This is a genomic window from Paenibacillus xylanexedens, from assembly GCF_007680605.1.
GTDB classification, from domain to species: domain Bacteria; phylum Bacillota; class Bacilli; order Paenibacillales; family Paenibacillaceae; genus Paenibacillus; species Paenibacillus xylanexedens_B.
This window is the reverse complement of sequence record NZ_VEIO01000006.1, coordinates 184,514-209,994: the sequence shown is the minus strand read 5'-3', so window position 1 is coordinate 209,994 and position 25,481 is coordinate 184,514. Positions and strand designations below refer to the sequence as shown.

24 protein-coding genes are annotated in these 25,481 nt (G+C 46.1%); 6 read left to right on the top strand and 18 right to left on the bottom strand.

Annotation, left to right across the window (positions count from 1 at the left end; all coding sequences use genetic code 11):
- Positions 1–29: 29 nt before the first annotated feature.
- The 3 genes from FS818_RS22520 (at position 30) to FS818_RS22510 (ending at position 1,208) form a co-directional block, all read left to right on the top strand.
- Positions 30–287 carry a GlsB/YeaQ/YmgE family stress response membrane protein gene (locus FS818_RS22520; protein ID WP_090924488.1) on the top strand — a complete coding sequence of 86 codons (258 nt, stop codon included), beginning with the start codon at positions 30–32 and terminating at the stop codon, positions 285–287.
- A gap of 64 nt (positions 288–351) precedes the next feature.
- On the top strand, positions 352–759 hold the full coding sequence (locus FS818_RS22515) for a YtxH domain-containing protein (protein ID WP_145334874.1): 408 nt from the start codon (positions 352–354) through the stop codon (positions 757–759).
- An 83-nt stretch (positions 760–842) separates the two neighbouring features.
- Positions 843–1,208 carry a DUF5665 domain-containing protein gene (locus FS818_RS22510; protein WP_145334872.1) on the top strand — a complete coding sequence of 122 codons (366 nt, stop codon included), beginning with the start codon at positions 843–845 and terminating at the stop codon, positions 1,206–1,208.
- Between the two features lie 23 nt (positions 1,209–1,231).
- Here FS818_RS22510 and FS818_RS22505 read toward each other — a convergent pair whose 3' ends face one another.
- From FS818_RS22505 to FS818_RS22455, 11 genes are all read right to left on the bottom strand, one after another.
- Positions 1,232–2,251, bottom strand: coding sequence for a magnesium transporter CorA family protein (locus FS818_RS22505; protein ID WP_260984778.1), 1,020 nt, complete (start codon positions 2,249–2,251; stop codon positions 1,232–1,234).
- Between the two features lie 137 nt (positions 2,252–2,388).
- Positions 2,389–3,162 (bottom strand): sigma-70 family RNA polymerase sigma factor, encoded by a 774-nt coding sequence (locus FS818_RS22500; protein WP_090924486.1) that lies wholly within the window; start codon positions 3,160–3,162, stop codon positions 2,389–2,391.
- Entirely contained in the window at positions 3,159–3,611 is a 453-nt protein-coding gene (rsbW, locus tag FS818_RS22495) for an anti-sigma B factor RsbW (protein ID WP_145334870.1), read from the bottom strand. Before rsbW ends, FS818_RS22500 begins: the two co-directional genes overlap by 4 nt.
- An 18-nt stretch (positions 3,612–3,629) precedes the next feature.
- The gene (locus FS818_RS22490) at positions 3,630–3,968 is read right to left on the bottom strand and encodes an STAS domain-containing protein (RefSeq protein WP_090924484.1); all 339 of its coding nucleotides are present in this window, start codon (positions 3,966–3,968) and stop codon (positions 3,630–3,632) included.
- An 87-nt stretch (positions 3,969–4,055) separates the two neighbouring features.
- Positions 4,056–5,732 carry a response regulator gene (locus FS818_RS22485; RefSeq protein ID WP_145334868.1) on the bottom strand — a complete coding sequence of 559 codons (1,677 nt, stop codon included), beginning with the start codon at positions 5,730–5,732 and terminating at the stop codon, positions 4,056–4,058.
- 16 nt (positions 5,733–5,748) lie between these two features.
- Complete coding sequence (locus tag FS818_RS22480; protein WP_090924482.1) at positions 5,749–6,621, bottom strand: CheR family methyltransferase; 873 nt, start codon at positions 6,619–6,621, stop codon at positions 5,749–5,751.
- A gap of 69 nt (positions 6,622–6,690) precedes the next feature.
- A complete protein-coding gene (locus tag FS818_RS22475; RefSeq protein WP_145334866.1) occupies positions 6,691–10,413 on the bottom strand; it encodes a response regulator in 3,723 nt (1,240 codons plus the stop codon).
- Complete coding sequence (locus FS818_RS22470) at positions 10,410–11,579, bottom strand: PP2C family protein-serine/threonine phosphatase (RefSeq protein ID WP_145334864.1); 1,170 nt, start codon at positions 11,577–11,579, stop codon at positions 10,410–10,412. Before FS818_RS22470 ends, FS818_RS22475 begins: the two co-directional genes overlap by 4 nt.
- 363 nt (positions 11,580–11,942) lie before the next feature.
- Positions 11,943–12,287: a YflT domain-containing protein gene (locus FS818_RS22465; RefSeq protein ID WP_090924479.1), complete on the bottom strand. Its 345-nt coding sequence runs from the start codon at positions 12,285–12,287 to the stop codon at positions 11,943–11,945.
- A 93-nt stretch (positions 12,288–12,380) separates the two neighbouring features.
- Positions 12,381–12,914 carry a hypothetical protein gene (locus tag FS818_RS22460; protein ID WP_145334862.1) on the bottom strand — a complete coding sequence of 178 codons (534 nt, stop codon included), beginning with the start codon at positions 12,912–12,914 and terminating at the stop codon, positions 12,381–12,383.
- Between the two features lie 71 nt (positions 12,915–12,985).
- Positions 12,986–13,495: a DUF948 domain-containing protein gene (locus FS818_RS22455; protein ID WP_145334860.1), complete on the bottom strand. Its 510-nt coding sequence runs from the start codon at positions 13,493–13,495 to the stop codon at positions 12,986–12,988.
- A 220-nt stretch (positions 13,496–13,715) separates the two neighbouring features.
- Here FS818_RS22455 and FS818_RS22450 point away from each other — a divergent pair, with 220 nt between their 5' ends.
- Together FS818_RS22450 and FS818_RS22445 are read left to right on the top strand one after the other, a co-directional pair.
- On the top strand, positions 13,716–13,880 hold the full coding sequence (locus FS818_RS22450) for a DUF1328 domain-containing protein (RefSeq protein WP_090924476.1): 165 nt from the start codon (positions 13,716–13,718) through the stop codon (positions 13,878–13,880).
- 375 nt (positions 13,881–14,255) lie between these two features.
- Entirely contained in the window at positions 14,256–14,774 is a 519-nt protein-coding gene (locus FS818_RS22445) for a hypothetical protein (protein ID WP_145334858.1), read from the top strand.
- Positions 14,775–14,879: 105 nt separating this feature from the next.
- On the opposite strand, the gene FS818_RS22440 is transcribed toward FS818_RS22445, so the two are convergent.
- On the bottom strand, positions 14,880–15,809 hold the full coding sequence (locus FS818_RS22440; protein WP_145334856.1) for a cation diffusion facilitator family transporter: 930 nt from the start codon (positions 15,807–15,809) through the stop codon (positions 14,880–14,882).
- 245 nt (positions 15,810–16,054) lie between these two features.
- Between FS818_RS22440 and FS818_RS22435 the strand changes: the two genes are divergently transcribed.
- On the top strand, positions 16,055–16,243 hold the full coding sequence (locus FS818_RS22435; protein ID WP_145334854.1) for a hypothetical protein: 189 nt from the start codon (positions 16,055–16,057) through the stop codon (positions 16,241–16,243).
- Between the two features lie 113 nt (positions 16,244–16,356).
- On the opposite strand, the gene FS818_RS22430 is transcribed toward FS818_RS22435, so the two are convergent.
- The 6 genes from FS818_RS22430 to FS818_RS22405 all read right to left on the bottom strand — a co-directional run bounded on the left by FS818_RS22430 (position 16,357) and on the right by FS818_RS22405 (position 25,280).
- Positions 16,357–17,982 (bottom strand): ABC-F family ATP-binding cassette domain-containing protein, encoded by a 1,626-nt coding sequence (locus tag FS818_RS22430; protein ID WP_145334852.1) that lies wholly within the window; start codon positions 17,980–17,982, stop codon positions 16,357–16,359.
- 257 nt (positions 17,983–18,239) lie between these two features.
- Complete coding sequence (locus FS818_RS22425; protein ID WP_145334850.1) at positions 18,240–19,295, bottom strand: MBL fold metallo-hydrolase; 1,056 nt, start codon at positions 19,293–19,295, stop codon at positions 18,240–18,242.
- 92 nt (positions 19,296–19,387) lie between these two features.
- Entirely contained in the window at positions 19,388–19,660 is a 273-nt protein-coding gene (locus FS818_RS22420) for a hypothetical protein (protein WP_145334848.1), read from the bottom strand.
- A 7-nt stretch (positions 19,661–19,667) separates the two neighbouring features.
- On the bottom strand, positions 19,668–20,702 hold the full coding sequence (locus FS818_RS22415) for a cytochrome d ubiquinol oxidase subunit II (protein WP_145334846.1): 1,035 nt from the start codon (positions 20,700–20,702) through the stop codon (positions 19,668–19,670).
- Positions 20,699–22,045: a cytochrome ubiquinol oxidase subunit I gene (locus FS818_RS22410; RefSeq protein WP_145334844.1), complete on the bottom strand. Its 1,347-nt coding sequence runs from the start codon at positions 22,043–22,045 to the stop codon at positions 20,699–20,701. Before FS818_RS22410 ends, FS818_RS22415 begins: the two co-directional genes overlap by 4 nt.
- Positions 22,046–22,427: 382 nt before the next feature.
- Entirely contained in the window at positions 22,428–25,280 is a 2,853-nt protein-coding gene (locus tag FS818_RS22405) for a PAS domain-containing sensor histidine kinase (protein ID WP_186375567.1), read from the bottom strand.
- Between the last annotated feature and the right edge of the window lie 201 nt (positions 25,281–25,481).

Genomic DNA, 25,481 nt, shown 5'->3' with positions numbered 1-25,481 from the left:
CTGCATCAAGTTGAAAGGAGGCGGTTGTTATGTGGGGCATTATTATCAGCATTGTCATGGCGATCATTATCGGTTTGATTGGAGATGCACTTGCCGGTCATAACATGCCGGGCGGCGTGATTGGTGCGATGATTGCCGGATTCGCCGGAGCCTGGCTGGGAGCACTTTTGCTTGGTAACTGGGGACCGGTTATCGGTAACTTTGCCGTCATTCCAGCCATCATTGGTACAGCGCTCTTTGTATTCTTGCTGGGGCTTGTGTCCAGACTGCTAAGACAGGCTGCCTGATTCGGGTTAGATGGTGTTCGTTGTTTCGTATTTGTTTCTCAAATTAATGAAGGAGTGATTAGACATGAATAAAGCAGAAGAACAATATCCTGTACAAAGTGGTTCGACTTTCGCCAAAGGCATTTTCATCGGAGGTTTGCTGGGCGCTGCAGCTGCCCTGTTATTCGCCCCTAAACCAGGACGCGAATTGCGTGGTGATCTTTCCGAAAAGGTAGGTATGGTGACTGACCGTACAAAGGAAGTAGCCACTGTTGTTGGTGACAAAGCTTCTGAAATTGCCAAAACGGTATCTTCCAAAACGTCCGATCTGGCAAGAACAGTAAACCAAGGTCGCAATGACGTTATGGACTCTGTGAAAAAAGCATCTGCTGACGTTGCTGAGGAAGCAACGCGTGCATCTGAAGAAGTGGCTGCCGCTTCCGTGGAAGCGAAGGAAGATGCGCGTAAACAATTGAACTCGACAAGCCTGTAAGGCCTGATGAGATCGAGTAATGAATAGCCAGCTGCATTCCAGCTGGCTATTTTTTATCCATAGCGAACGGAGGAATGACAGATATGAGTAAAGTCACGATTAATGGCAACACCCCTGTACCAGGAGGAACACCTGCACAGCAGTATGATACCAGTGAACATCCTTTCGAATTGCGTCATGAGGTAAAGCGCCTGAACACACGGCTTGATCAGATTGCCGACAGTCTGGAGAGGGCTCAGATCAAAGACATCATTGAAAATTACAGTAGTCCCAAGAAACGAATCATTACCAACTTTACCGCAGGTATGGCTCGTGGACTTGGATTGACCGTCGGTACGTTTGTTGTACTCGGTTTGCTTGCCTTCATTCTTAGCCAATTTGTCAATATGCCTATCGTGGGCCAATACATCGCCGACTTGCTCGGTTACATTGAGGATTATAAAAAATAAAAAAGGAACCGCCCAGTCTGTGACTATCGCGGTTCCTTTTTTCCTCTGTCCCGGTTTCCCCGTGCGGAGGACTGTGCAGATTTTACTTTTAACAAATCCCCTGTCCATCCTTTCATCATCATCCATATATACATGCTGATCATGCTACAGATGATGAGCGCAATAACAAGCACGACTCCCCATGTTTTGTCGATCAGGGGCAAATTCTCAAAATTCATCCCCCATATAGCACCTGCGGCTGTTGCAGGTGTGAATACGGATGTCACAATCGTCAGTGTCTTCATAATTTCGTTGCCGCGCACGCCTGATATCGCGTTGTCTATCGAGATCAGTGTATCAATCTCCTTTTCATAATGCTGGAACAGACACTCCATTCGCTCCACACGGTACTGAAGTTGCTGATAGAAGCGATTCTCTGTAATTTCTTGAAGATAGGCTTCCCGGGAAGCGGCCATTAATTCGGTGTAAGGAATGAACAGATTACTCCAATACAGCAGTTCGAAGCGCGCTGCCAGAATCTGATCCATTAATGTCCGCGCATTCCGTGATTCCATTCTCCGCTCCAGATCACGCAAATTCATCTCAAAATGATCCATTCCCACATGATAATAATGTAATATGGCCCGAAAAAGCACAAACATGCCTTCTCTGGCCTGCGTACATTGTTGCAACATATGCATTCGTTCGCCCGATTTCATAATGCCCCTCGTATTGTCGTCCAAATTGAGCGTAACCAAATGTTGCTTGTCGACATAAAAAAACATCTGATTATCTCTTCGTTGATCTTCTCTCTCATTTTTTACAGCATATAAAAAGGAGCCAAAAATAACCGCGTCTTTGCCGTTAAAATAACGAACGGACAAGTAGTTTGATTCGGCTTCCGGTATTTTGCTTAACCAGTATTGCATTTCTGGAAATGCCTGTTCCAGATCACGAAGTGCATTTTCCATACTACTAGAATCCGGTGCTACCCAATCCCACCACTGCCAATCTTCGGAGCAGGATAACTGATCACGCCGAGCTTCCAGTTTGACTTGATTCACCTGACATTCCTCCTGAACATATTTGTTTTACTGCCGCCAAGTCTCCCCCTCGATGAATTCAAAAAGGACACGTTTGCAATCCAGTGCAATACCGTGTCCTCGTCAAGCCGTATTGGGGCAACAATTGGAATAGTGTATCATAGCAAAGAAGCGTTAGACATAATCTGCTTCAGTTTCTCCGTAGCCCTTTTCTGAATCCGGGAGACGCTCATCTGCGAGACACCCAGTTTCTGGGCTATAGCCCGCTGTGACTGTCCATCCTGAAAGGCTAAAATAAGTACTTTCTGTTCTTGCTCCTTAAGCTGACCTAATGCCTGCTGTAAATCCATTCGTTTTTCCACCGAATCAAAGTCATTCACATCCGCGCTGATCAGTTCACCAAGTGTCGCGGCACTGTCATCCTGAGATAATGGAGAATCCAGAGAAACATAGTGGTAACACTCCCGACCGGCCAGAACTTCAATCGTTTCCTCCGGAGTAAGATCCAGGTACTCAGCAATCTCATTAACCCCGGGTGAACGTTCCAGCTTTACCGTCAGCTCATCAATGGCATGTTGCACCAATGCCCCTTTTTCCTTGATTCTTCTCGGTACTTGAATGTACCATGACTTATCCCGTAGATAATTTTTCATATGACCAATCATACTTTTCATCGCATACGGTTCAAATGGAATCCCCAAATTGATATCATATTGCTTCAACAATCGGATCAAAGCCATTTGACCTGTCTGGTACAGATCCTCATATAAATCCGGTCGATTCCGGGCAATTTTACCCGCAGCCATTTTGACCATCGGCTCATACTTGCGGATCAGGACCGTAGCGATTTCGTTGTCCTGTGTTTGTTGGTATTCCCAGATCAAACCAATCGCTTCAGACATGGACTCTGGGGGAGTCACTTTCTCATTCATACTTTCTCCTCACTTTTTGCAAGACGTTTTACGAGTACTACTTTCGTACCTTTGCCCGTCTCACTTTCAACACTGACATCATCCATCAAGGCTTGCATCAGGTAGAACCCAAGTCCGCCAATCTGAGCGTCTGTCAGTTCTTTGTCATGAAGTCCGGAACGTGATACGGCTGGGTTCACATTCTCGAAGCTGGAACCTTCGTCTTTGACAGTGATCGCGAGCGTCTCACCATCGACTTCAAAAACGACTTCAACCATGCCGCCTTCATGAGAGTAGGCATACAATACGGAATTGTTACAGGCTTCGGACACAGCAACCTTCATATCCTCGATGTCTTCATAAGAGAATCCCATTTTGGACGCAACACCATATAGATTAAGTCTTACAATATCCACATATTCAGCTGTCGCTGGTAAATTCAGCGTAATTCTTTGGACTTCTGCATTCATTCCTTTTTCGATCCTTTCCTATTGGGAATTCTTCTGTGTAACAAAGAATTTGGCTATACCCGTCATATCAAAAAGTTTCTGAATTTGCGCAGGAACTTCCTGTACTTCAAAGCGAGCTTCCATTCCGTGTCTAGCCTTGAGAACAGATAACAGGATACCAATCCCTGTGCTATCAATGTACTTCAGATCTTTCATGTTAATAATCAGATCCTGCTCCTTGTTGTCCACGAGCGGTTCCATTACCAAACGGAAGTCAGGAGCAACCGACAAATCCAGTTCGCCAGTCAGATACACTGTGCATACACCGTCATGTGTTTCGGTTCTTGCGTTGAATTTTTCATTTTTATTTGTATTCATTAGATATCTCTCTCCTGATCAATGGTTTCCTTACCTTATAACCCAACTTACGCACGAGTGAAACAGGAAACATAACTGGTAAAACTTTCAATTGGCCTGATCCATTGCTGAACCACCCGGATTAATAACCTGGCGTTTTTTCTGATAATGGGAAAGCTTCTGTTTGACACTGCCCATTTTCACCGGCTTGCTGATATAATCATCCATCCCAGCCTCGGTACAGCGCTGCTGTATACCTTCCATTACGTTAGCTGTCATGGCTATAATGACAGGTTGCTGCTTCTGGGACACGCTTGCGCGTATTTTTCTCGTACATTCCAGACCATCCATCACTGGCATCTGTAGATCCATAAAAATAAAGTCATATGGCGAAGGACTTTCCATCACCATGTCCAGAGCCTTCTGCCCATCTTCCGCAATATCGGAGAGTAGTCCAAGCTTATGCAACATGATGGCCATCAACTTCTGATTGATCGGATGGTCATCCACGATTAATACCGTTGCATGTTTATCTTCATGACTAACGTCTGTCAGCTTCTCTTCGCCGCTCCCCTGAACCAGTTCCGTTTCAATGTAACGCTTGGCCTGAATGGTAAACACAAAGGTAGCTCCCCGCTTTTCAGAGGTATCGAGATAAATCTTCCCACCCATCATCTCGACCAGTGTTTTACAGATGGCCAGACCAAGGCCAGTTCCACCATATTTTCGAGTCATGGACGTATCAAGCTGAGAGAACGGCTGGAACAAGCGATCCACTTTCTCAGGTGCGATGCCTATTCCTGTATCTTTGACAGCAAACTCCAAAGACATGTTGCCTTCCTTCTCTTCGTTCACGGACACAATGAGATAAACACCGCCCTGCTCCGTAAATTTCACTGCGTTGGCGATCAAATTTAGAAGCACTTGGCGGAGGCGTGCCATATCTCCATAGATTAATTCAGGCACAGCATCTTCCAGGAAAAAATCCAGTTCCAGACTTTTCTTACCTGCTTCTGCAGCGAACAGACCGAGCACTTCACGTATGCAGGAAACAAGTTCAAATGGATGCTCCTCCAGCTCCATTTTGCCGGACTCCATCTTGGTAAAATCTAGAATATCATTAATTACCGTGACGAGTGCATCGGCGCTACGGCGAACGATATCCACATATTCCTTCTGATCTTCCTTCAACTCGGTTTCCATCAACAGGTCCACCATGCCAATGACTCCGTTCATCGGCGTACGGATCTCGTGGCTCATCATGGCCAAAAACTCCGTTTTGGCATTAGCGGCAATCTCGGCTTCTTCTTTGGCCTGCACAAGCTGCTGATTCATCTTCTCCAGCTCCTGCGTCTTCTGGTGAAGCAACATCGTCTGTGTCTTTAGTCTTTTGTTCGAGATAAACATCTCTACAAAGCCCTCGATTTTGGATTTCAAAATCTGGGGAATAAACGGTTTGACCATATAATCAATGGCTCCCGCTGAATATCCGGCAAACAAATGCTCGGCCTCTCTGCTATTCGCCGAAATGAAGATGATGGGCACATCTTTGGATTTGTCTCGTGCCTTGATTAATTTCGCTGTCTCAATCCCGTCCATCCCAGGCATTTGCACATCAAGTACAATGACCGCAAATTCGTCTTTGAGCAGACACCGGAGTGCCTCTTCTCCGGAATTTGCCTTGACTAGTTTGTATTGCTCTGATTCCAGAACCGCTTCGAGCGCAAGCAGGTTCTCAGGGCGGTCATCTACCAATAATATGTGGATTGGTTCATTGAGCCCCATAACTAAGCCTAACCCCCTATTTGATCTTCCGGTATATTTTTTCGGTCCGGTCTAACGGCTCATAGGCATCACTATATTCTGTAAAATGAATGGATTCTTTTGATCCCAGAACGAGTATGCCAAAGTGGCTCAAGCTCTCATGAAACAGCCCATGCACATGGTTCCGCAGCTCATCGTTGAAATAAATCATGACATTGCGGCAAAAGATAACGTTAAACTCATTAAATGACCGGTCTGTTGCCAAATTATGTTCGGCAAAAATAATGTTTTTCTGAAGAAACGGGTGAAATATAACGGAATTATATTTCGCTGTATAGTATTCGGAGAAGGCTTTCGTGCCCCCTGCCTCCAGATAATTTGTTGTAAACAACTTCATTTTCTCAATACCGTATACGCCTTCCTTGGCCTGTTGCAGTGAGCGGTCATTCATATCCGTTGCATAGATTCGTGCCTTGTCATACAGACCTTCCTCATGCAGCATAATCGCCATGGAATACACTTCTTCACCCGTAGAGCAGCCTGCATGCCATATCCGAATATAAGGATAGGTTCTCAGAATAGGAATGATCTTTTCGCGAAACATGCGAAAAAGCGATGGGTCTCGGAACATTTCCGTTACCGGAATGGATAAATTCTGTACGAACCGTTCAAACGATGAACGGTTGTGCAGTACCTTTTCCTGTAGCCCGGATATGCTTTTCACTCCTTCTGCATGCGCATAATGCCATATTCTTCGTCTCAGGGATGGCAACGCATAATTTCTGAAGTCATACCCATACAAACGATGCATTCCTTCCAGCAGCAATTCAATCTCAATCAGTTCCCGTTCTTCATCTTGCGGTATACGGATCGTATCTGCTCCCGTCTCGTTAGGTTCCCACGGTGTCATAGCTTCTCTCCACTTCATCTTTGGTTACTTGCGTATGCGTTATTGTCCTTCATTACCCAAACCATACGCTTACGAATACAGCCATACCCGCATTAACGATAACAATTGATCGGTTTGAATCGGTTTTTTCACGTAATCGGATGCTCCAGCCTCAATACATTTCCCTCGATCCTCTTTCATCGCCTTCGCTGTGAGCGCAATAATCGGCAATTTATCAAATTTCGGGTTCTGTCTGATCCGTGTCATCGCTTCGTATCCGTCCATCTCTGGCATCATCATATCCATCAGCACCAGATCAAACTCCGGATTTTTCTCCAGTGCCTCCAGCGCCTCACGACCGTTCTCAGCAAACGTAACATCCATGCGGTACCCTTCAAGCACACTGGATAATGCAAACACATTCCGGATATCATCATCGACTAGCAATATTTTCTTGCCTTCGAACAAGGTCTCTTTGTTATGAAGCTTCTGCAAAATACGGCGTTTGTCCTCGGGCAGGTTGGCTTCTACCCGATGCAGGAACAATGTCGTTTCGTCCAATAATCGCTCCGGTGACTTCACGTCTTTGATAATGATCGATTCCGCATATTTACGAAGTTTCATCTCTTCCTTGGAATCCAGCTCCTTACCCGTATAAATGATGATTGGCAAGTCATTCAGATATTCATCATCCCGAATCTGATCGAGCAATTCGAAACCCGTCATATCCGTCAGCATCAGATCCAGCACCATGCAATCGTAACGCTGGCTATGCAGTTCATTCAGTGCCTCTTGCCCTGTAGAAACAGCCGTAATAGCAACATCATCATGACCGATCAATTCAATGATTGCTTTGCGCTGAATTTCATCATCTTCAACGATGAGCAGTCGTTTTAATTGATTTTCCGTATAGGATTCGATATGGGAGAATGCTTTATCCAGCGAATCTTTGCTGGATGGCTTTTTCAGATATGCGATGGCCCCCATCATCAACCCTTGTTTCATATCATCCACAACCGAAATGACATGCACCGGGATGTGACGTGTTACGGAGCTACTCTTTAGCTCGCCCAAAATCGTCCAACCATCCATCACAGGCAGCTGGATATCCAGAATGATTGCGTCAGGCAAGTATTCACGGGCCATCTCCAGCCCCGTATCTCCCTGAAGAGCAACCAATGCCTTGAAGCCCCGGCCTCTCGCCATATCCATCAGAATGTGGGCAAACTTTACATCATCTTCGATGATCAGCAACGTTTTGTCACCTTCTACGATGGCATTAGCATCGTCTTCTATGCGTGTCAGCTCTGCACTACGAGCAGGCGATAATTCAGCCACACGAGTTCGTTCCGGGTCAGAGACAAGAATGGATTGTTGCGAAGAACGGGCAGGCTGAATATCCGGCACTAGCGCTTGTTGTTCTGAAGATACCGCTGCTTCCCTTGCTGCTTCTTCCTCGGCCCATTCAGCCTCTTCATGATTATCAGGCAGGAACAGGGTAAAGGTGCTTCCCACTCCTTCTGAGGAATCCACCTGTATAGCCCCACCGAGCAGACGTGCCAATTCGCGGCTAATCGATAAACCAAGTCCCGTACCACCGTATTTACGACTGGTTGTGCCGTCTACCTGCTGGAACGCTTCGAAGATCAGATCCGTCTTGTCAGATGGAATGCCAATGCCGGTATCTTTGATGCTGAATCCAAGGTATTCCTGATTCGTATTCAGATATCCCGGCAATTCCTCTGGCTTCATACGCTTTGCAATCAGACTCACCGAGCCACGGTTTGTAAACTTGAATGCGTTGGACAACAGGTTTCTTAAAATTTGTTTCACCCGATGACTGTCTGTATAAATCCATTCCGGAAGCGAGCTATCAAAATCAATATTTAGATCCAGTTCCTTCTTGTTAGCCATCGGACCAAAGTTCTGGGTGACAAAGCCCGTTAATTCATCCAATCGGACGGTTTCGTAGTTGATGTCCATCTTGCCTGCGTCTACTTTAGACAGATCGAGAATCTCATCAATCATCTTCAGCAAATCTGCACCTGACATATAAATGGTTTGTGCATATTCCTGCTGTTTGCTGCTGAGATTGCCATCCTTGTTCTCCGACAATAACTGAGACAATATGAGCAGACTGTTCAGCGGAGTACGAAGTTCATGCGACATATTGGCCAAAAATTCCGACTTGTACTTACTGGTCATCGACAATTGCATCGCCTGTTGTTCCAATTGTGTCTTCGTTTTCTCTATTTCATCATTTTTCTCTTCCACTTCACGTACCTGTTCTTCAAGCGCACGCGTTTTGGCAATCAGTTCGGTATTAAAATGTTCCAATTCCTCCTGCTGACGCTGTAGCAACTCCTCCGAACGTTTAAGCGCATCCGTCTGTTCTTCCAGATTCTCATTGGAACGGCGCAATTCTTCCTGCTGTGTCTGCAGTTCCTCGGATTGCACCTGTAACTCTTCCGTAAGCGCCTGGGACTCCCGCAGCAACTCTTCCACACGAAGACGTCGCCGAACGTTATTAAGAATGACACCCAAATTCATAATTAACTGACCAAACAACTGCTTATGCATCTCGTTAAAACCTTCGAAGGAAGCCAGCTCTACCACACCGATTAATTCGTCTTCAAACACAACCGGGTAGATCATAATGCCTGCAGCTCGCGCAGAACCCGAAGCAGAACCAATGCTCACATATTCGTCAGGTGTATGATCCAGTACAATTGGACTCATATCCAGGGCAGCCTGACCGATCATACCTTCCCCGATCCGATACACCTCTTTACCAAGCTCGCCGTTCTCTTCAAAAGCGTATGAACCGTAACGTCTCAGCTCATCCGGATGTTTCTCTTCGTCGATCAAGTACACTACACCCAGCTGCGCACCGAGCACAGGTGTAAATTCACTGATAAACATCTGGGAAATTTGACGAATGGAGCCGATTCCCCGCAGAAGTTCGGGCACTCTCGCAATGTTGGAACTCATCCAGTTCTGATCCTGCTGAGCCTGCACATAGGCTTTCTCGATCTCCAGCTTCTCTTCCAGATCGTTAGACACATCTTTGAACACGGTGGCAATTTGACCGATCTCATCCGTGGACTTGATTTGAATCCGGCGGATCGTTTTATAGCGACCTTTGCCAAAACTTGTAATCATCATCGACACTGTATTCAACCCACGCGTAATACTAGGAAGCACCCACAGGATGACTCCCAGGGCAAGCAGTAATCCCGCGACCATGATGCTGACCGTAATCTGAACCGCTCTGGTATATGCGGCATTCGCATTCTTGATCTCGGCATCAATCTCCTGATCCTGATAACGAGATAGGGCATTCAGGCTATCTACGGCTTCCTTCTGAACGGCAAGTCCCGTAGAGTTGCGATAGTTGTTCGCATCCTGCACCCGGCTCTGGGACATCAGACTGATGACTCTTGTCGCATAATTCGTGTAAGCATCCCAGGCATTATTCACACGATCCACGAGTTGATGCTCCGTAGCCGTATCTGCGCGATCTCTTACCTCTTCCAGATAACCGACACCTTTTTCCTTCATTTCCTTCAGATCTGCTTCTGTCGCACTGACCGAATTGCTCGGGTTTAACAACAAGTTAGCTACTACTTTGGCAATATCATTGACTTCCCCACGCGCCGCGGAAGTAAATCGCACCTTAAGATAACGTTCCTGATACATCTGGTCGATCTGTTTATTACTGCTGTTAAGCCGCTCATAGCTTACAAAAGTAAGAGCAATCATAATGGCCATCAAGGCGGTAAAACCAATCAGCAGTTTATTTCTGATTTTCATTCCGTTACCGCCCCTTTATCTAGCGTAATCCACACGAGACACTTATCATCGTCCCGTTCCGGATTCAATTCATCATCGAAGAACAATTCCTGCATCGCCTCTTCATTCCATGCATGGGAGCCTCTTAATTGCTCTTTCAAAAATTCCAACTGTTGCTCCTGATCGCCCTGAACGGCTTCAAGCAAGCCATCCGTATACATCGCAATATGTCCATCGCCTTCGTAATGAATGGTCTGCGGTTCAATATCCATTTTGTCGAACAAACCCACCGGGTAGCATACGCTGTCAAATGAAGTTACACTGCCGTCACTACGGAAAAACAGAGCTGGAGGATGCCCTGCATTGACATAATCGATCCGTTTCATACGCGTGTCTACGACTAAATAGATCGCGGTAAAGTAGTATTGCACCAGTTGTTTGCCCAGATGCAACTGGTTAAAGCGACGGTTTAACTCCTGAATGACCTTCTCCGGGTCTACATATGTCGTCACTGTATCCTTAAGCACAGATGCGATAAACATCGTAAACAGGGATGAAGATATGCCATGCCCCATCATGTCCAGTAGCAAAACCCCATATCGCCCCTCTCCAAGCGGGAACCAGGAGTAAAGATCACCTGCCAGCTCAAAGGACGGTTTATAGATGGCATGTACCTGAAATAACGGATCTTCGATGGCATGACTCAGCACGGCGCTTTGCACCATCGCCGCCAGTTTAAGCTCATCCTGAATCCGCTGGTCACGCTCCTTGTGCCAGTCTTTCTCCTGTTTCAGACGCAAGGCTAGCCGGATTCGGGCCATCAATTCCACTTTGTTAATCGGCTTCGTTACATAATCCGATGCACCTGCATCGAGCGCTTCGGCCAGCTTCTTGGAATCACCAATAGCCGTTACCATAATAATCGGGATATCTTTCAGATTTTCATATTTCTGTACAATACTGCATGCTTCGATGCCATCCATCTCCGGCATCATCATATCTAACAAGATCAGGTCAATATCCGAGTGCTTTGGACGCAGTTCGCTGTGATCTTCACCAATTCCCAATACTTCGAACATCTCCATAGCTGAGCTTGCTGTCACAATATCGCGGTAATTTTCTTTTTTCAAAATTTCTCGAATGATAATGACATTCGTCGGATTATCGTCAACAATAAGTATTCTCATTTCTATCTCCTTATCTTTGGCGTCCGGGTTTGTCGATAGTTATCTATTCAACGAACAACCTTATTTATACATATTTCGCATCCAGAGCGGGCAGTAGACATAACAATTCCTAGTCTAACTATAATGATAAATCCAGAAAATGACTATCAGCAAATCAAACCATTAGAGGTAGCTTTCCCTTGATTTTATGGTTTTTGCAACGGTTTATACCAGGTGCCTGGCCCATTACTGAGGCAGAACTTGCAAAAACATAGATAAGGAATGGGGTTTCCCCCATTCCTTATCTATGTTTTTGATTAAGTCTGTCCCGGTTCACCGCAGGGCACTATTTGATATAACACTCCTGCGTTCAGGATGTACATATTAGTCTTTCTTTTTGGCAATGATCAGTACCTTGCCTTTATCCAATTCACTTTCATAGAAATCAGCCTCGGCTTCGGTAAAACCCATCGATACGATTTTGGCTCGAAGTTCGTCACCGCGTGAACGGAACAGATTCGCCATGGAATCAAATAAACCTTCCTCCTTGATGCCAATCTCGTTAGCATCTGCGGTATCTGCAATGCGATCTGTACGATCCTTCTCATGGGCCAGAACGAAGATATGATCAGCTAAGTATCCAGTAGTCTGCAACTCTTTCACCGCTTCTACTGCTTGAACTCCGTTTTCTACCACTTTGGCATACGCCTGTGCGTTGGTTGAATTCATCGTTTCCACTCTCCTCTGATTAATCTTCTTTATCGCGCTCTTATAGTATATAACCATACTATTTTACGTTGAAACGTAGGCTGGATCAGAATCTCAGGAAACCGTATCGTCGAAAAAGTCAACAGCATCAATCTGGTTAGAGCCTGATTTCATATATACTTTGATCGCGTAATGACCACGAAGAAATACCTCGCCATCTTCAGCAACAGCGTAAGGCTCGCCCAAGATTTGATGAATAGCATCCATATGCATTGGGACAGACTTCCCATTCAAGTTCAAGTAGTCATGCGAGCCATCCACACGGATGAACTGAATCATGTCCGTGTCTTCACATATCCCCACATTCACATGACGGAAATGATATTCCGGACATCCCATATAAGGATCTTCTTTGACGGCAACTGGCTGACCTAACTTGGCAAATAATTCATGCTTTCCATCCTCCAGTGAAACGCCATTCAGAGTCCGAAACTGCTCGAACGTCCCGGAACGATCCATAGCCAAAGTCATCTCTGGCTCCTGTTCCTCCATTACCGTCCATTGCATGTCATGAGCAGCTGGTGTTGCTGCCGGTTGAACGGAAAAGGGAGAAATTACGCTAAACATAGTCACTAGCAGTAGTTTCATCATGATTCTCACCCTTTCATCAAGTTCATCACCGCCCTGAAGGCTTCACCAATTTTCAGAAAGCAGTCACGTTATTTACGCATCCGTTGCCACACATTAGCGGCAAGATCAACATAATTCATCCAGTTCTTCCCGCCCTTTGTTTTATCCTGATATGTAGCTTCATAAGATTGCACGGTACGCTCCGCGGGCGTCGCAGGTGGAGCTGTTACCTGATTGGATTGAGACGGTTTGCCTGCTTCTGCTTTGGATGGTCTATTCTGAAATCGAGTCATCAGTGTAGTGGACACCTGCTTGGCAGCCGCCGTTACTTCACTTAGAACTTCTCCCAAATTCTCAACGGATTCCATTACCGGGTCAATCTTCTTCATTTTGTGTTGCACATCAGCCGTAATGTCATTGGCATGTCGTACTGTCTGTTTTACTTCATAACTGAGTTCATCAATCGTTTTCTGCACTTCCTGCAATGTCTGAGAAACATTGTCCAGTGAGCTCTGGGCAGATTTTAATGTGCGAATCAAAAAGAAAACCAGTACAGCAAATGCCACTGCAATTAGGGCCACGCTCAGTTGATAGATCATAAAAGAACCTCTCTTTCCATGGTTGCGTTCGGTTTTGTTATTGCTATAGTTACCCGAGGCTTTACCGGGCGAAACAAAGAAAATTGTCCCTCCAGCGACGTATAGAAGAAGAAAAAAACACCATGTTTCAAGTCATTTGACCTCGGTTAAGGTTAGACTACACAGGGCAGTGAGACACTCTACTCACGCCACAAACTATAACACGAAAGGATGAATTCTCATGTTAAAATGGTCTGTCATTTTTCTGATTATCGCTCTGGTTGCCGGAATCTTCGGGTTCTTCGGAATTGTTGAAGCAGCTGCCTCCATTGCCAAAGTATTGTTCTTCATCTTTGTTGTACTCTTTGTCATTTCCCTTATTACGGGACGAAGCCGAATGCGATAAATGTGGATGTCTGAATCTGATGATTGCATTACATACGAAAGCCGATGATGCCTCCAGGCATGTCGGCTTTTGTGCGTTCCAGGACAGGTAGACCTACCTATTTTTCTATATTTATGTATTACACTCCCTTCTGCTTTATTCCAGAAAACACCGCCGAAGAGTTCTCAAAAACAGGACTTTAATGATATGGTCAGCCCGATTTCATGCCTCGTAAGTCTGATTTTTACAGGCTTTCTATATACCCACATATGCGCCAGTTGACTCTGGAGGAACCAAGAAAAAATTGTTATAATTTGTGATTCATAGGTGAGCTTGCTTGGTTACTTTTAACACAGGACACCAAAAACTACATATTTAACCGAGGAGGAAAAACAAATGAAAAAAATCGTAAGTTTTGCCGCTGCTTTAACATTGATGGGTTCCATGGCTGCCGCTGCAGGTGCTGAGGAAGCGGTTACCGGCACGGTAACACCAACAACTTCCGGTACTGAAGCAACAACGACTACACCAGCAACAACAACGCCTGCTGTAGAAGTAAACAAACCTGCTGTTGAGACCGTTGAAGGTAAAGCAGAAACTGTGACAGGCACAACCGTTGATTCCACAGGCACTCAAGGCACTTCAACAACAACAGAGACACCATCCACAACAAATGACAAAATGTTCGACGAGCCAATTGTAAAACCGGGTGACGAAGTTCTGATGCCAACCATGTTGCTCAACTTGCTGGAACGCACATGGTTCTATGATGCACCAAACGGTAAACCGATCGGTGCTCTGAGCGCGCAAGTCGTTGATACAACAGGTGAAATTGTTGACGGATTCGACGGCGGCGAATGGGTCCAAGTATACACTTGGAAAGGTAAAGCCTGGATTCACGTTGCGATTCAATAATATCGTATAATCGTTTCTAACATAAGTAAAGAGGACAGTACGCCACACTCGCGTCTGTCCTCTTTTTGATATATCTATTTTGTGAAAACTCCTGCTTCAAGCGATTTATGACAGGTGTATCTCTTCAGATCGAGGCTCAACATGTACATGAACGTGCATAATGTTATGCGAGCGTTTCAGTCGTGACTCCACCTGATTACAGATTTCATGACCTTCTACCAGTGTTAATCCCCCGTCCACTTCAATGACCACATCTACCAGAACATGGCTACCATGTACTCTCGCCTTCACATCCTTGATCGTTTCTACACCAGGAACCCGGGCAACGGCAGATCTTAGATCCGTCAATTGCTTTTGATCAAAGCCATCGGTAAGCAGATGAGTCGAATCACGGAAAATTTCCCACGCTGTTTTACAAATCAGCAGACCTACCAGGATAGCAGCTACTTTATCCAGCCAAGGAAGTCCGAATTGTGAACCAACGATGCCAACGGCAGCACCGATACTCACCCAGGCATCGGAACGATTATCTTTAGCCGCCGCATGCAAAGCCTGGCTATTAATTTTTTGGGCTAGACGCGAGTTGTAGCGGTACACCCCCAGCATAACCACAGCACAGATCGAAGCTACGCCGGCCGCCCATAGGTTCGGAGCAGTGTAATCGCCAGCATACCAGGATCGAACCGCCTCAACCAATACTTGAAGTCCTACAACCGCCATAATAAATGAGGCAAGTAATGCCGCGATCGTTTCAGCCCGAAAATGGCCATAGGCGTGATCCGAATCCGGCGGCTTTTGCGATATGCGCAGGCCAACTAATACTGCCACAGATGCTACAATATCCGTAGCATTATTGATACCGTCTGCAACCAGAGCACTGGAAGCAAACAGATACCCACAAATCAGCTTAAATGCAGACAAAACGAGGTACGCCGCGATGCTGATCCAGGCTCCCCGCTCTCCTTTACGTATTTCTTCATAAGCGTTCAAGGGGACGACACTCCTTTTCACGATTCCAATAACTAGTTTTTCCATAGTACCAAATGCAGGCCGTGTGGGTCTACAGAAACAGTGTTGCCGGGTAGCATGGCTGTAGGCAAGCCGAAACAAAGTTTCCAAAAGGCAGGGCTTTAGTGATGAAGAAACAATGTTGGTTTAGGTAAAACTGGTGGAAAGCAGCATTTTATCAGGTTGCCCTTGTGAGGCCTTTATAAAACGTATAAAATGAGTACATCCCGTCCTAATTGGACGGCTTACTGCAAGACCGGGAGGGATATATAATGAGCGAAAATAATGAACCGAAAAAGATCAGCCTGCAAGACGCGATCCGTCAAAAGCTGGCACAAAAGAAGGAACAGCAAAACTCCGGCAACCAGTCCGGTGCTTACTTTGAAGGCGGCCCTAAAGCCATGAAGAGCCAGAACAATAAAAAGCCAAACAACCAGCGTCGCCGTACAGGCGGATCTTAGGTTGCAGCAGATTTACTGGAGCGATTCAGCTGCAGCATAACAACACAAAAAAAGCCGCAGGCCCTCTTGAAGGACCTTGCGGTTTTTTGTGTGTTCTTATTTTGGAAACGAAATTAAGCTTCAACAGGATACATCTTGTTACGCAGCTCTTTTACTTCTTCGCTTTCCAGATACTCGTCATAGCTCATCTGACGATCGATGAGGCCCGTAGGCGTAATTTCGATGATACGGTTTGCAATCGTTTGGATGAACTGATGGTCATGGGAAGTGAACAGCATCGTGCCATCAAAATCGATCAAACCGTTATTCAGTGCCGTAATGGATTCGAGATCCAAGTGGTTCGTCGGTTCATCCAGAATGAGCACATTGGCGCCTGTCTGCATCATTTTAGCCAGCATACACCGTACCTTCTCTCCCCCGGACAATACACTTGCTTTTTTCAAAGCTTCTTCCCCGGAGAACAGCATACGGCCCAGGAAGCCACGCAAGTACGTCTCATCCTGGTCTTTGGAGTATTGACGCAGCCAATCCACGAGGCTCATCTCTACACCATCGAAGTATTGTGAGTTATCTTTCGGGAAATACGCCTGTGTTGTGGTTACACCCCAAGTATATTCTCCCGCATCCGCCTCTGTTTCGCCCATCACAACGTCAAACAGCAACGATTTGGCGTTACCGTTCGGGCCAACAAACGCGATTTTGTCGCCTTTGTTCACCACAAAGCTGATATCGTTCAGCATATTTTCGCCTTCAACCGCTTTAGTGACACGGTCAACCGTAAGCAACTGTTTACCCGCTTCACGCTCAGGTTTGAAGTTAATGAACGGGTATTTACGGTTGGACGGACGAAGGTCATCCAGCGTAATTTTGTCGAGTTGTTTCTTCCGGGAAGTCGCCTGTTTGGATTTCGAAGCGTTCGCGGAGAAACGTTGGATAAAGGCTTGCAGCTCTTTAATCTTTTCTTCTTTTTTCTTGTTAGCATCCCGCTGCAAGGCAAGCGCCAATTGGCTGGACTCGTACCAGAAGTCATAGTTACCTACGTACAGCTGGATTTTACCAAAATCAATGTCCGCAATATGCGTACATACTTTGTTCAGGAAGTGACGGTCATGGGATACCACGATAACGGTACCTTCATAATCCATCAGGAAGTTCTCGAGCCATTGAATGGATTCGAGATCCAAGTGGTTGGTAGGCTCATCGAGCAACAGGTTGTTCGGACGGCCAAACAACGCTTGAGCCAGCAATACGCGGACTTTTTCGTTACCGCTAAGCTCTACCATTTTTTTGTCATGCATATCGCGATCGATCCCGAGACCGATCAGGAGTGCTGCTGCATCCGGCTCAGCATCCCAGCCGTTCAGTTCAGCAAACTCACCTTCAAGCTCACCTGCACGTAATCCATCTTCTTCTGTGAAATCTGCCTTCGCATACAAAGCATCCTTCTCTTTCATGATGGAATACAAACGAGCGTGACCCATAATGACCGTTTCGAGAACCGGGTACTCATCATATTCGAAGTGGTTTTGCTTCAATACGGCCATACGTTCGCCCGGGGTGATGTGCACCTCTCCCGAGTTGGCTTCAATCTCGCCGGACAAGATTTTCAAAAATGTTGATTTGCCGGCTCCGTTCGCACCGATCAGGCCGTAACAGTTGCCTGGCGTGAATTTGATATTCACATCTTCAAAAAGTGCACGTTTTCCGTAGCGGAGCGTGATGCCGCTTGTACTGATCATTAAGCATACCATCCTTTATTGGTTAATCTGCATACTGCATGAATAGCAACCTGCGTAATTCATGGATTCAATATCCGATGCCTATTCTGGCACCATATTATAACACAAAAAAGCGGCAAATTCGAAAATCAGCCGCTTTTTACGGATTAAAGTTTTGGTAAATATGCTGTTCATGCGCGTATGTTTATAGATTACCATATCTGCCTGACTTTTGTTAGCCCGGTTAACATACTTTTCATGGAATTTTTAATTCATGCTCACTCGGTCTCATCGGCTTCATGCCGGATGCGAAGAGTTTCACCATGTCCAAGCACTCTAATCCGTTCCTTGGCGATGTCGAGTCGTTCCCGCTCCGCCTCCAGCCGATCCAGTGCTTCCTTGGGTGTGTCGTCCGCCAGCTTGAAGGTTCCGTAATGCATAGGCACCATAAGTTGCGAACCTGTTTCTACGAATCCCTGTAATGCCTCCTCTGGTGTCACATGCTGGGAGGTCATGAACCATTCGGGGTCATACGCGCCAATCGGCATCAGCGTTACGCCAATGTCGAAGCGTTCACCAATCGTTTTGAACTCCTTGAAATACCCGGTATCCCCCACAAAATAAAGGACAGGTGGATAACCTGTTGCTTGTTTGTCATCGCGAGCTTTCCGTGATTCGGAATTTGCTGAAGCAGACCGGTCTGGCATTTCTTTTGCTGCTGCGCTCTCTTCTGACACACGTACGGCGTGATTCGGCTCCAATACGTAACCGCCCCAATGAGACGTATTCGTATCAAATAACGTTCGGCGTGTCCAGTGCTGAGCAGGCACAAACGTAATCTTCACTCCACCGAGCACCATATGCTCCCACCATTTCATCTCCTGACAGCGATGGAATCCCTTACGGATCATCTTGCGTTTCAGGCCGTCCGGCACAATCAGCAGTGTCTTCGATGTAATCAATTTGCGCAGGGAAGCCAAATGTAAGTGATCATAGTGGGAGTGAGAGATAAGGATGACGTCGAGCGGCGGAATATCCTGAATCGGAATGCCGGGAGCACCGAGTCTGCGTTGAAACCCCATTTTTTCCGCCCACACCGGGTCGGTCACGATGTTCAGTCCATAATATTGGATGAAAAAGGTGGAGTGTCCGATCCACGTGATCGTGGTTTCGTCCCGGTTGGCATGTAAATAATCCAGTTCAGGCTCGTACTTCGGCACCTTGTAGGAATAGTCCTTTACTTTGCGGCGCCGCTGTTCTCTCCACTGCTTGAACTCCTTCAGCGTCTTGTCTGTACTGACATTATCGATATTGTTATAACGAATTTTGGGCATGAAGGGGCCTCCTCCCTTCCTCAGTTCTTAACATCAGATTACCCGCATCGGCAGTGGACGTACCACCTGACATAACTACAGCGGCAATGTAATCATTCCTTTGGATTTTTGCATACCGCCATATAGATAAACAAAAAGACAATCGCGGTCACCATAATCAGAGGCGGAGCATACATGATCGTAAACGTCTCAAAAAAGCTGAGCCCCGTGATCCCCGGTATGCCTTTCACCCCTTCTTCCAAAAGCGGATGCAAGTGCACACCCGGATAAATACCAGCGGGCCACGCAGATCTCAGCACCGAAAGTTGCCGGGGTAGCAGAGCAGACAGCATATAGAGAATATTCGAAATCGTCGTCGCAAACATGGCGAAGTCATCCTTTCCTTTTCCCGGCGTTACCGCGCACATAATTGGCATCAAACAAGAACAACTTCATAATCAGGACCAGCGATGGGATGAGCACCAGGAGCCCGAGACTGAATGCCGTGATCAGCGCAATCCCCATCGTTCGGTTCGTAAAGCTATCGTAAATGTTGATGTACGGGTACAGAATATAGGGCAGATGTGAGCGACCATATCCGTACCAGGCAAAGGCAAATTGGAGCATCACCGCGATAAAACACCAGCCCAGGTATTTCTCCTTCCACACAAGCGACACTGCGATAACAAAACAGATAAAGGATGCGATAAACATCCATGACATGTCCACCATACGTTCAAAGTGAGCCGGATTTTGTTTGTTAATTTGCAGGAAGGCCAGGAAACTCGCAAAAATCGTGGGCAAGCTCCACAGCAACGCATACTCCCGAAGTACGCCAAAGGCCGGTTCATCGCCCGCTCGCTTCGCGTAATAGGACAGGAACATCGCCGAAATGTACAGCACACTCACCAAGGCCAGCAATACAACAGACCATGTATAGGGATTTGTCAGAAATTCACGCCAGCGAAAAAATACCTTTTCGCCTACCTGCTCGATAATCCCGCCTTCGGATATCGCCAAAATGGTGGAGAACACTGCCGGGATCAGCAATCCCGTTGCTCCGTACAATGCCAGATAGATGCTGCTATTTTTCCCGTGGTTACCATAGGTATTGTAGGCGTAATACACCCCCCGGATTGCCAGTAGCACAATCGCTAGCGAACCCGGAACAAGCAGAGCTGTACCATAAAAGAACGCACTATCCGGGTAGAAGCCGACCAGCCCCACCACAAAGAAAATGAGAAACACATTCGTCACTTCCCACACCGGGGAGAGGTAGCGCTGAATAATGTTATGAATTTTGTTTTCATGTCCGGTCAATATGCTGTAAAAGCTGAAGAATCCTGCGCCAAAGTCAATCGACGCCACGATCAGATAACCGAACAGAAACGTCCACAATATCGCGATGCCTGCAATTTCAAAGCTCAATTCACGATGCCTCCTTCCAGTCCAAGCGAATCCAGTTCCTTCTCCGCTTCCTTATTACGGAACAACTTGCTGATCACGCGGATACAGGAGAAACACAGCACCAAATACAGCAGAATAAACAGCACGAGCATCCATCCAACCGAAGTCGAGGTCGTTGCCGCCTCGGACACCTTCATATATCCGCGCAAAATCCAGGGCTGTCTCCCTACCTCGGCAAACATCCAGCCAAGTTCAATCGCAATCATCGCCAGTGGGCCGAGAAGCACGATGCCAAGCAGCAGCCATTTGGGATAAGGTTTGCGTCCCGGAAGCCAGCGACGAAGCACGTACAGTACCGGAATCAGCAGGATGATAACCCCTGTTGTCACTTTCAGGTCAAACATGTAATGGATGGACAACGGCGGCCTGAGATCGGCAGGATATTCTTCCAGTCCCTTCACTTCTGTATCCGGTCGATTACCAGCCAAAATGCTCAGCGCATAAGGAATTTCGATAGCATATTTGACCTCGTTGTTTTCATCCAGAATCCCGCCATAGACGAGCGGTGCTTCCTTCATCGTTTTGAAATGCCACTCGGCAGCGGCAAGCTTCTCAGGCTGATATTTCGCCAGAAATTTGCCTGAAGAATCACCGATCATAACGGTGCTAATCGCAAATACAAGCGCAGAAACGGTTGTGAGCTTGAGTGCTTTTTTGTAATACACATGATCTCGTCCACGCAAAAGACTGAACGCCGCAATCCCTGCCAGCACGCCTGCGCTCAGCGTGTAGGACGAAGCGAGCACATGGGACACTTTCGTTGGTGTCGCCGGGTTCAGCATAGCGGCAATGGGATCGATATCTTTCATGATGCCGTTAATCAAGGTGAAACCTTGTGGCTGGTTCATGAATGAGTTCACGGTTGTGATAAATATCGCGGAAGCGGATGAGCCAAGAGCTACCGGGATGAGTAACAACATGTGCGTGTATTTCTTTTTGAAACGATCCCAGGTGTATAGGTAAATCCCGAGAAATATCGCTTCTACGAAAAAAGCAAATGTCTCCATAAAAAGCGGCAATGCAATCGCTTGACCAGCGACACGCATAAACATGGGCCACAGCAAGCTCAGCTGTAAGCCGATGGATGTGCCTGTAACTACACCTACGGCCACCGTGATCACAAAACCTCTCGCCCACCGACGAGCCAGCAAGGTGTAATGAATGTCATTGGTACGTAGCCCCCGCCATTCAGCCAAAGCAATCATGAGCGGAACGCCTACACCAATGGAAGCAAAGATAATATGCACAAACAGGGTCAGACCGGTCAGAATCCGGCTGAGCAGTACAGGGTCCAGAGATGACATGGGTACACTCCTCTTTCAGCGTAATCGTTATCGTTATTTGATTGTTTCGTTGTATCGTTATGGGTTATGTACATGCCTAGACAGGATTTTTAATAACTCATAATGCGGATGATGCTTTTGACCACGGCGTATAGTACAACTACAGCCGCCACCAGACAAACGATGATGAGCGTTTTCTCTTGTTTGCGGAACATATACGGGTTGCCCTCCTTTTGCATAGGATGCAAATTATGGCTCTATATACAGTGTGCAAAAATTCCCGTTTTTTTATCCCAGATGAAGAAAAACAAAGTTAGAACGATAAAAAAAGCCTTTACCTTCCGCACGGTCACGTGCCAAAAGATAAAAGCTCACGATACGATATTAACTTACGGTAAACAGACTAGAGGACAACGTCCTGTTTGGGCAGCCTGACTTTGAACGTACTGCCTTTCCCTGGAGCCGACATGAAGGTCAGACTCCCTTGATGGTCCTCCACAATTTTGCGGGAGATATATAATCCGAGGCCCGTGCCACCAATCTGACGATGATCCGAATTATCTACACGATAGAATTTGTTAAAGAGCAGATCCTTCTCACTCTCGGCAATACCTATGCCATAATCCCGTACATCAATGCATAGGGCTCCCTCTTCTTCCCATAATGTGACATCAATTCGCTCTGCTCCTGGAGAGTACTTTACCGCATTACCTATCAGATTATGCAATACTTGAACGATCCGGTTCTGATCCGCATAAGCAAAGAGATCACCATTAAAGACATGCACATAGATTCGCTGAGAAGACTTCATGTTCCACTGCTCTGCTACACCTTCAACCAGATCCACGAGAGGAACGTAGGTCATATGGTAAGTCATGCCTTCGTTATCCAGACGTTGAATATCAAGCACATCATCAAGCAAGCTGCTCAGACGTTTGCCTTCAGATGCAATGGTCTCCATAAATTCTTTACGTTGGGATGCCGGAAGGTCATACATTAACATTAGTTCAACATATCCCATGATAGTAGCCACAGGTGTACGAAGTTCATGGGAAACCACGCTGATCAACTCATTTTTCATCCGATTCAGCCGCTCTTCACCCGTTAAGTCACGAAATACGAGCAGGAATCCATGATTTTTCCCCGGCACGTCCATCTGTTTCATATACAACGAAAATACGCTTTGCTCCACATTGTCAAAACAGAAATTGGTCTCGATGAATGCTTGTTCTCCATTCAGAAACGCTCTTGTCTGTTCTGTCAGATTGAAGTCGTCAGTCTGCACCATTGAATCGATGGCTTGAGCCAAGTCAGTTATGGATTCTCCAAGGAAATTACCGAGTCCGAACATCTCTTCGATTCTGCGATTCACAATCGTGATCGTACCTGAACGGTCAGACATGACAAGCCCTTCGCGAACCGATTCAATGAATTGTTCACTGATATCGCGCTGTTCCTGAATCGCTGCCTTCTCTTGGAACAGCTCCAGATTAAGGTGCTCCAACACAAGGGCATGACGCACCCGATCTTCTTCAGCACGAGTACGTTCTGTAATATCTTTGATGAACAGATTGTACAGCGTCTCGTTTTTCCCCAATTGAATCTCTACAATTTTATACTCGATCGGAAATACGGAGCCGTCCTTGCGAATACCTGATATTTCATCAACTGTTGTGTACCGCTTGCCTTCGACAAACGGATATCGCTCTAGCAACACTTTAATTTCCTTACAGCCGACTCCTTGAAAAAGAGACGGGGCTTGTTTCTGTTGCACAACCTCTTCCCGCTCAAGTCCAAACATTTTCTCGGCCTCGGGGTTAAATTCAATAATGATCCCGTGAGAATCAACCGCGACAATGGCATCAATCGAAGATTCAATGATGGCCCGTTTGATGCCTTCGCTGTTTTTAAGTTCTTTTGTACGGGCAATTACTCTGTCTTCCAGCGTTAACTTGTCTAATTTGATCTGTTCAAACTGTTCAAGTAATACATCCGCCATTTTGCGTAAGTTTCCGATGAGAATTTGCACCTCAGTCACATGACTGCTCGGCCAATCCATGCCTCCGTTTCGAAACAATAAACGTGGAAGAGAACCTGTTAGCCGGGTCAAGCGAAGTAAGGGACTTACCACTTTGCTACTCAAAGGGGCTGCCACAATCATAGATGTAACGATAATAACGAATAAAGATTGCAACGTCGTCAAATAGATCTTTTCAATCTGCGTGTAATACTGGGACGAATTGGTTTCAACCAAAACCTCGTAAGGAGTTTCTGCCGTTTCCTCAGCCTCATAAATGAAAGAAGCCTGTCTCCAATGATCCAGGATATCAGTGTAATGAGCTTTCTCTGAATTTAACAATATTGGGCCGCTCGCCGATGTAATCACTTGGAAATGTTGCATATTCATGAACTCTCCCGGCTGATATTCGGGCAGTCCAGAAACAACGATCGCTTTACGATGATCCAGCAAAACCACATTCATACCCAGCAAATGGTGATAACGCTCTACATTTTCTACAAGGTTATCCGGTGTTACATAGTGCTGATCTAAATCCTGAACAACAGCATTCGCTGCATGCCTCATATCCCGTAATATGGATTCATTCATCTGGCTCAATTGTCTCCGGGCATCCACAGACAAGAGAACAAGGGACACAAAGACAACAAAAGCAACCACATATTTAAATGCAATTCTGGATAGGGGAATCGTGCTTGCGCGTTTTGCCTGATGTTCCCCCAGCGTAATCCAAAAATCAACTACAATGCCTGCAATCAGGGCATTTACCATGCTCACGACAGCCATGTACATAAATTCATATTTGATCACTTCCACACTCAGACCTAATACGTAATATCCGTAACCAATTACAGGAAGCAACATTGAAACCCAGAACACAGCATTAGCTTTGATCAGACTGCCTTTTTTTGAAGAACGTAGTTGCCAGCCCAACATCCAAATCAACTCTATAAAATGTCCTGCCATAATATAAAGGTTATGCGTATCCATACCAACGATCAGGCTTTTAATCAGATAGATTAACGCAAGTGTTACAAAACCGTAGATCCCTCCATACAAACGAAGGGCAACCAATGCCGCAGCACTAGTGAGTACAAATTGCACGCCATAGAACAATGTAAACGGAAAAATGGCACTTAGCGTGCCGAAAATCACGAGAAGGCGTGCTCCAATCCATGGTCTTCTCAGGTGCAGTAGAATCCGTTCCAACAGGTTCCTTGCTTCCGTTATCCCATACATATACATCTGTTCCCCCTAATAGCCGGTGATAACTTTGAACCTTTTTCCCCTTTAACCACTCTGATTCATTATACTTTAAGTAACATTCATTGTACTTATGGCAAAAATTATGATTCGGCAAAAAAAGTAAACTCATGATAAACTACATTATCAGGTAAAGTCATTTTGCAAGTTGGTGTCACTTCCTATATTCTGGAATAG

Coding starts and splice junctions, on each gene's coding strand:
- FS818_RS22490 (WP_090924484.1), bottom strand. CDS start 3,968: ATGAATACAAATAAAAATGAAAAATTCAACGCAAGAACCGAAACACAT.
- FS818_RS22475 (WP_145334866.1), bottom strand. CDS start 10,413: ATGAAAATCAGAAATAAACTGCTGATTGGTTTTACCGCCTTGATGGCC.
- FS818_RS22410 (WP_145334844.1), bottom strand. CDS start 22,045: ATGTCATCTCTGGACCCTGTACTGCTCAGCCGGATTCTGACCGGTCTG.
- FS818_RS22515 (WP_145334874.1), top strand. CDS start 352: ATGAATAAAGCAGAAGAACAATATCCTGTACAAAGTGGTTCGACTTTC.
- FS818_RS22480 (WP_090924482.1), bottom strand. CDS start 6,621: ATGACACCGTGGGAACCTAACGAGACGGGAGCAGATACGATCCGTATA.
- FS818_RS22425 (WP_145334850.1), bottom strand. CDS start 19,295: ATGCCCAAAATTCGTTATAACAATATCGATAATGTCAGTACAGACAAG.
- FS818_RS22470 (WP_145334864.1), bottom strand. CDS start 11,579: ATGAGAATACTTATTGTTGACGATAATCCGACGAATGTCATTATCATT.
- FS818_RS22430 (WP_145334852.1), bottom strand. CDS start 17,982: ATGATCAGTACAAGCGGCATCACGCTCCGCTACGGAAAACGTGCACTT.
- FS818_RS22445 (WP_145334858.1), top strand. CDS start 14,256: ATGAAAAAAATCGTAAGTTTTGCCGCTGCTTTAACATTGATGGGTTCC.
- FS818_RS22455 (WP_145334860.1), bottom strand. CDS start 13,495: ATGATCTATCAACTGAGCGTGGCCCTAATTGCAGTGGCATTTGCTGTA.
- FS818_RS22485 (WP_145334868.1), bottom strand. CDS start 5,732: ATGGGGCTCAATGAACCAATCCACATATTATTGGTAGATGACCGCCCT.
- rsbW (WP_145334870.1), bottom strand. CDS start 3,611: ATGAATGCAGAAGTCCAAAGAATTACGCTGAATTTACCAGCGACAGCT.
- FS818_RS22420 (WP_145334848.1), bottom strand. CDS start 19,660: ATGTTTGCGACGACGATTTCGAATATTCTCTATATGCTGTCTGCTCTG.
- FS818_RS22405 (WP_186375567.1), bottom strand. CDS start 25,280: ATGTATGGGATAACGGAAGCAAGGAACCTGTTGGAACGGATTCTACTG.
- FS818_RS22465 (WP_090924479.1), bottom strand. CDS start 12,287: ATGAATTCAACCAACGCACAGGCGTATGCCAAAGTGGTAGAAAACGGA.
- FS818_RS22460 (WP_145334862.1), bottom strand. CDS start 12,914: ATGAAACTACTGCTAGTGACTATGTTTAGCGTAATTTCTCCCTTTTCC.
- FS818_RS22435 (WP_145334854.1), top strand. CDS start 16,055: ATGAGCGAAAATAATGAACCGAAAAAGATCAGCCTGCAAGACGCGATC.
- FS818_RS22450 (WP_090924476.1), top strand. CDS start 13,716: ATGTTAAAATGGTCTGTCATTTTTCTGATTATCGCTCTGGTTGCCGGA.
- FS818_RS22510 (WP_145334872.1), top strand. CDS start 843: ATGAGTAAAGTCACGATTAATGGCAACACCCCTGTACCAGGAGGAACA.
- FS818_RS22500 (WP_090924486.1), bottom strand. CDS start 3,162: ATGAATGAGAAAGTGACTCCCCCAGAGTCCATGTCTGAAGCGATTGGT.
- FS818_RS22520 (WP_090924488.1), top strand. CDS start 30: ATGTGGGGCATTATTATCAGCATTGTCATGGCGATCATTATCGGTTTG.
- FS818_RS22440 (WP_145334856.1), bottom strand. CDS start 15,809: ATGGAAAAACTAGTTATTGGAATCGTGAAAAGGAGTGTCGTCCCCTTG.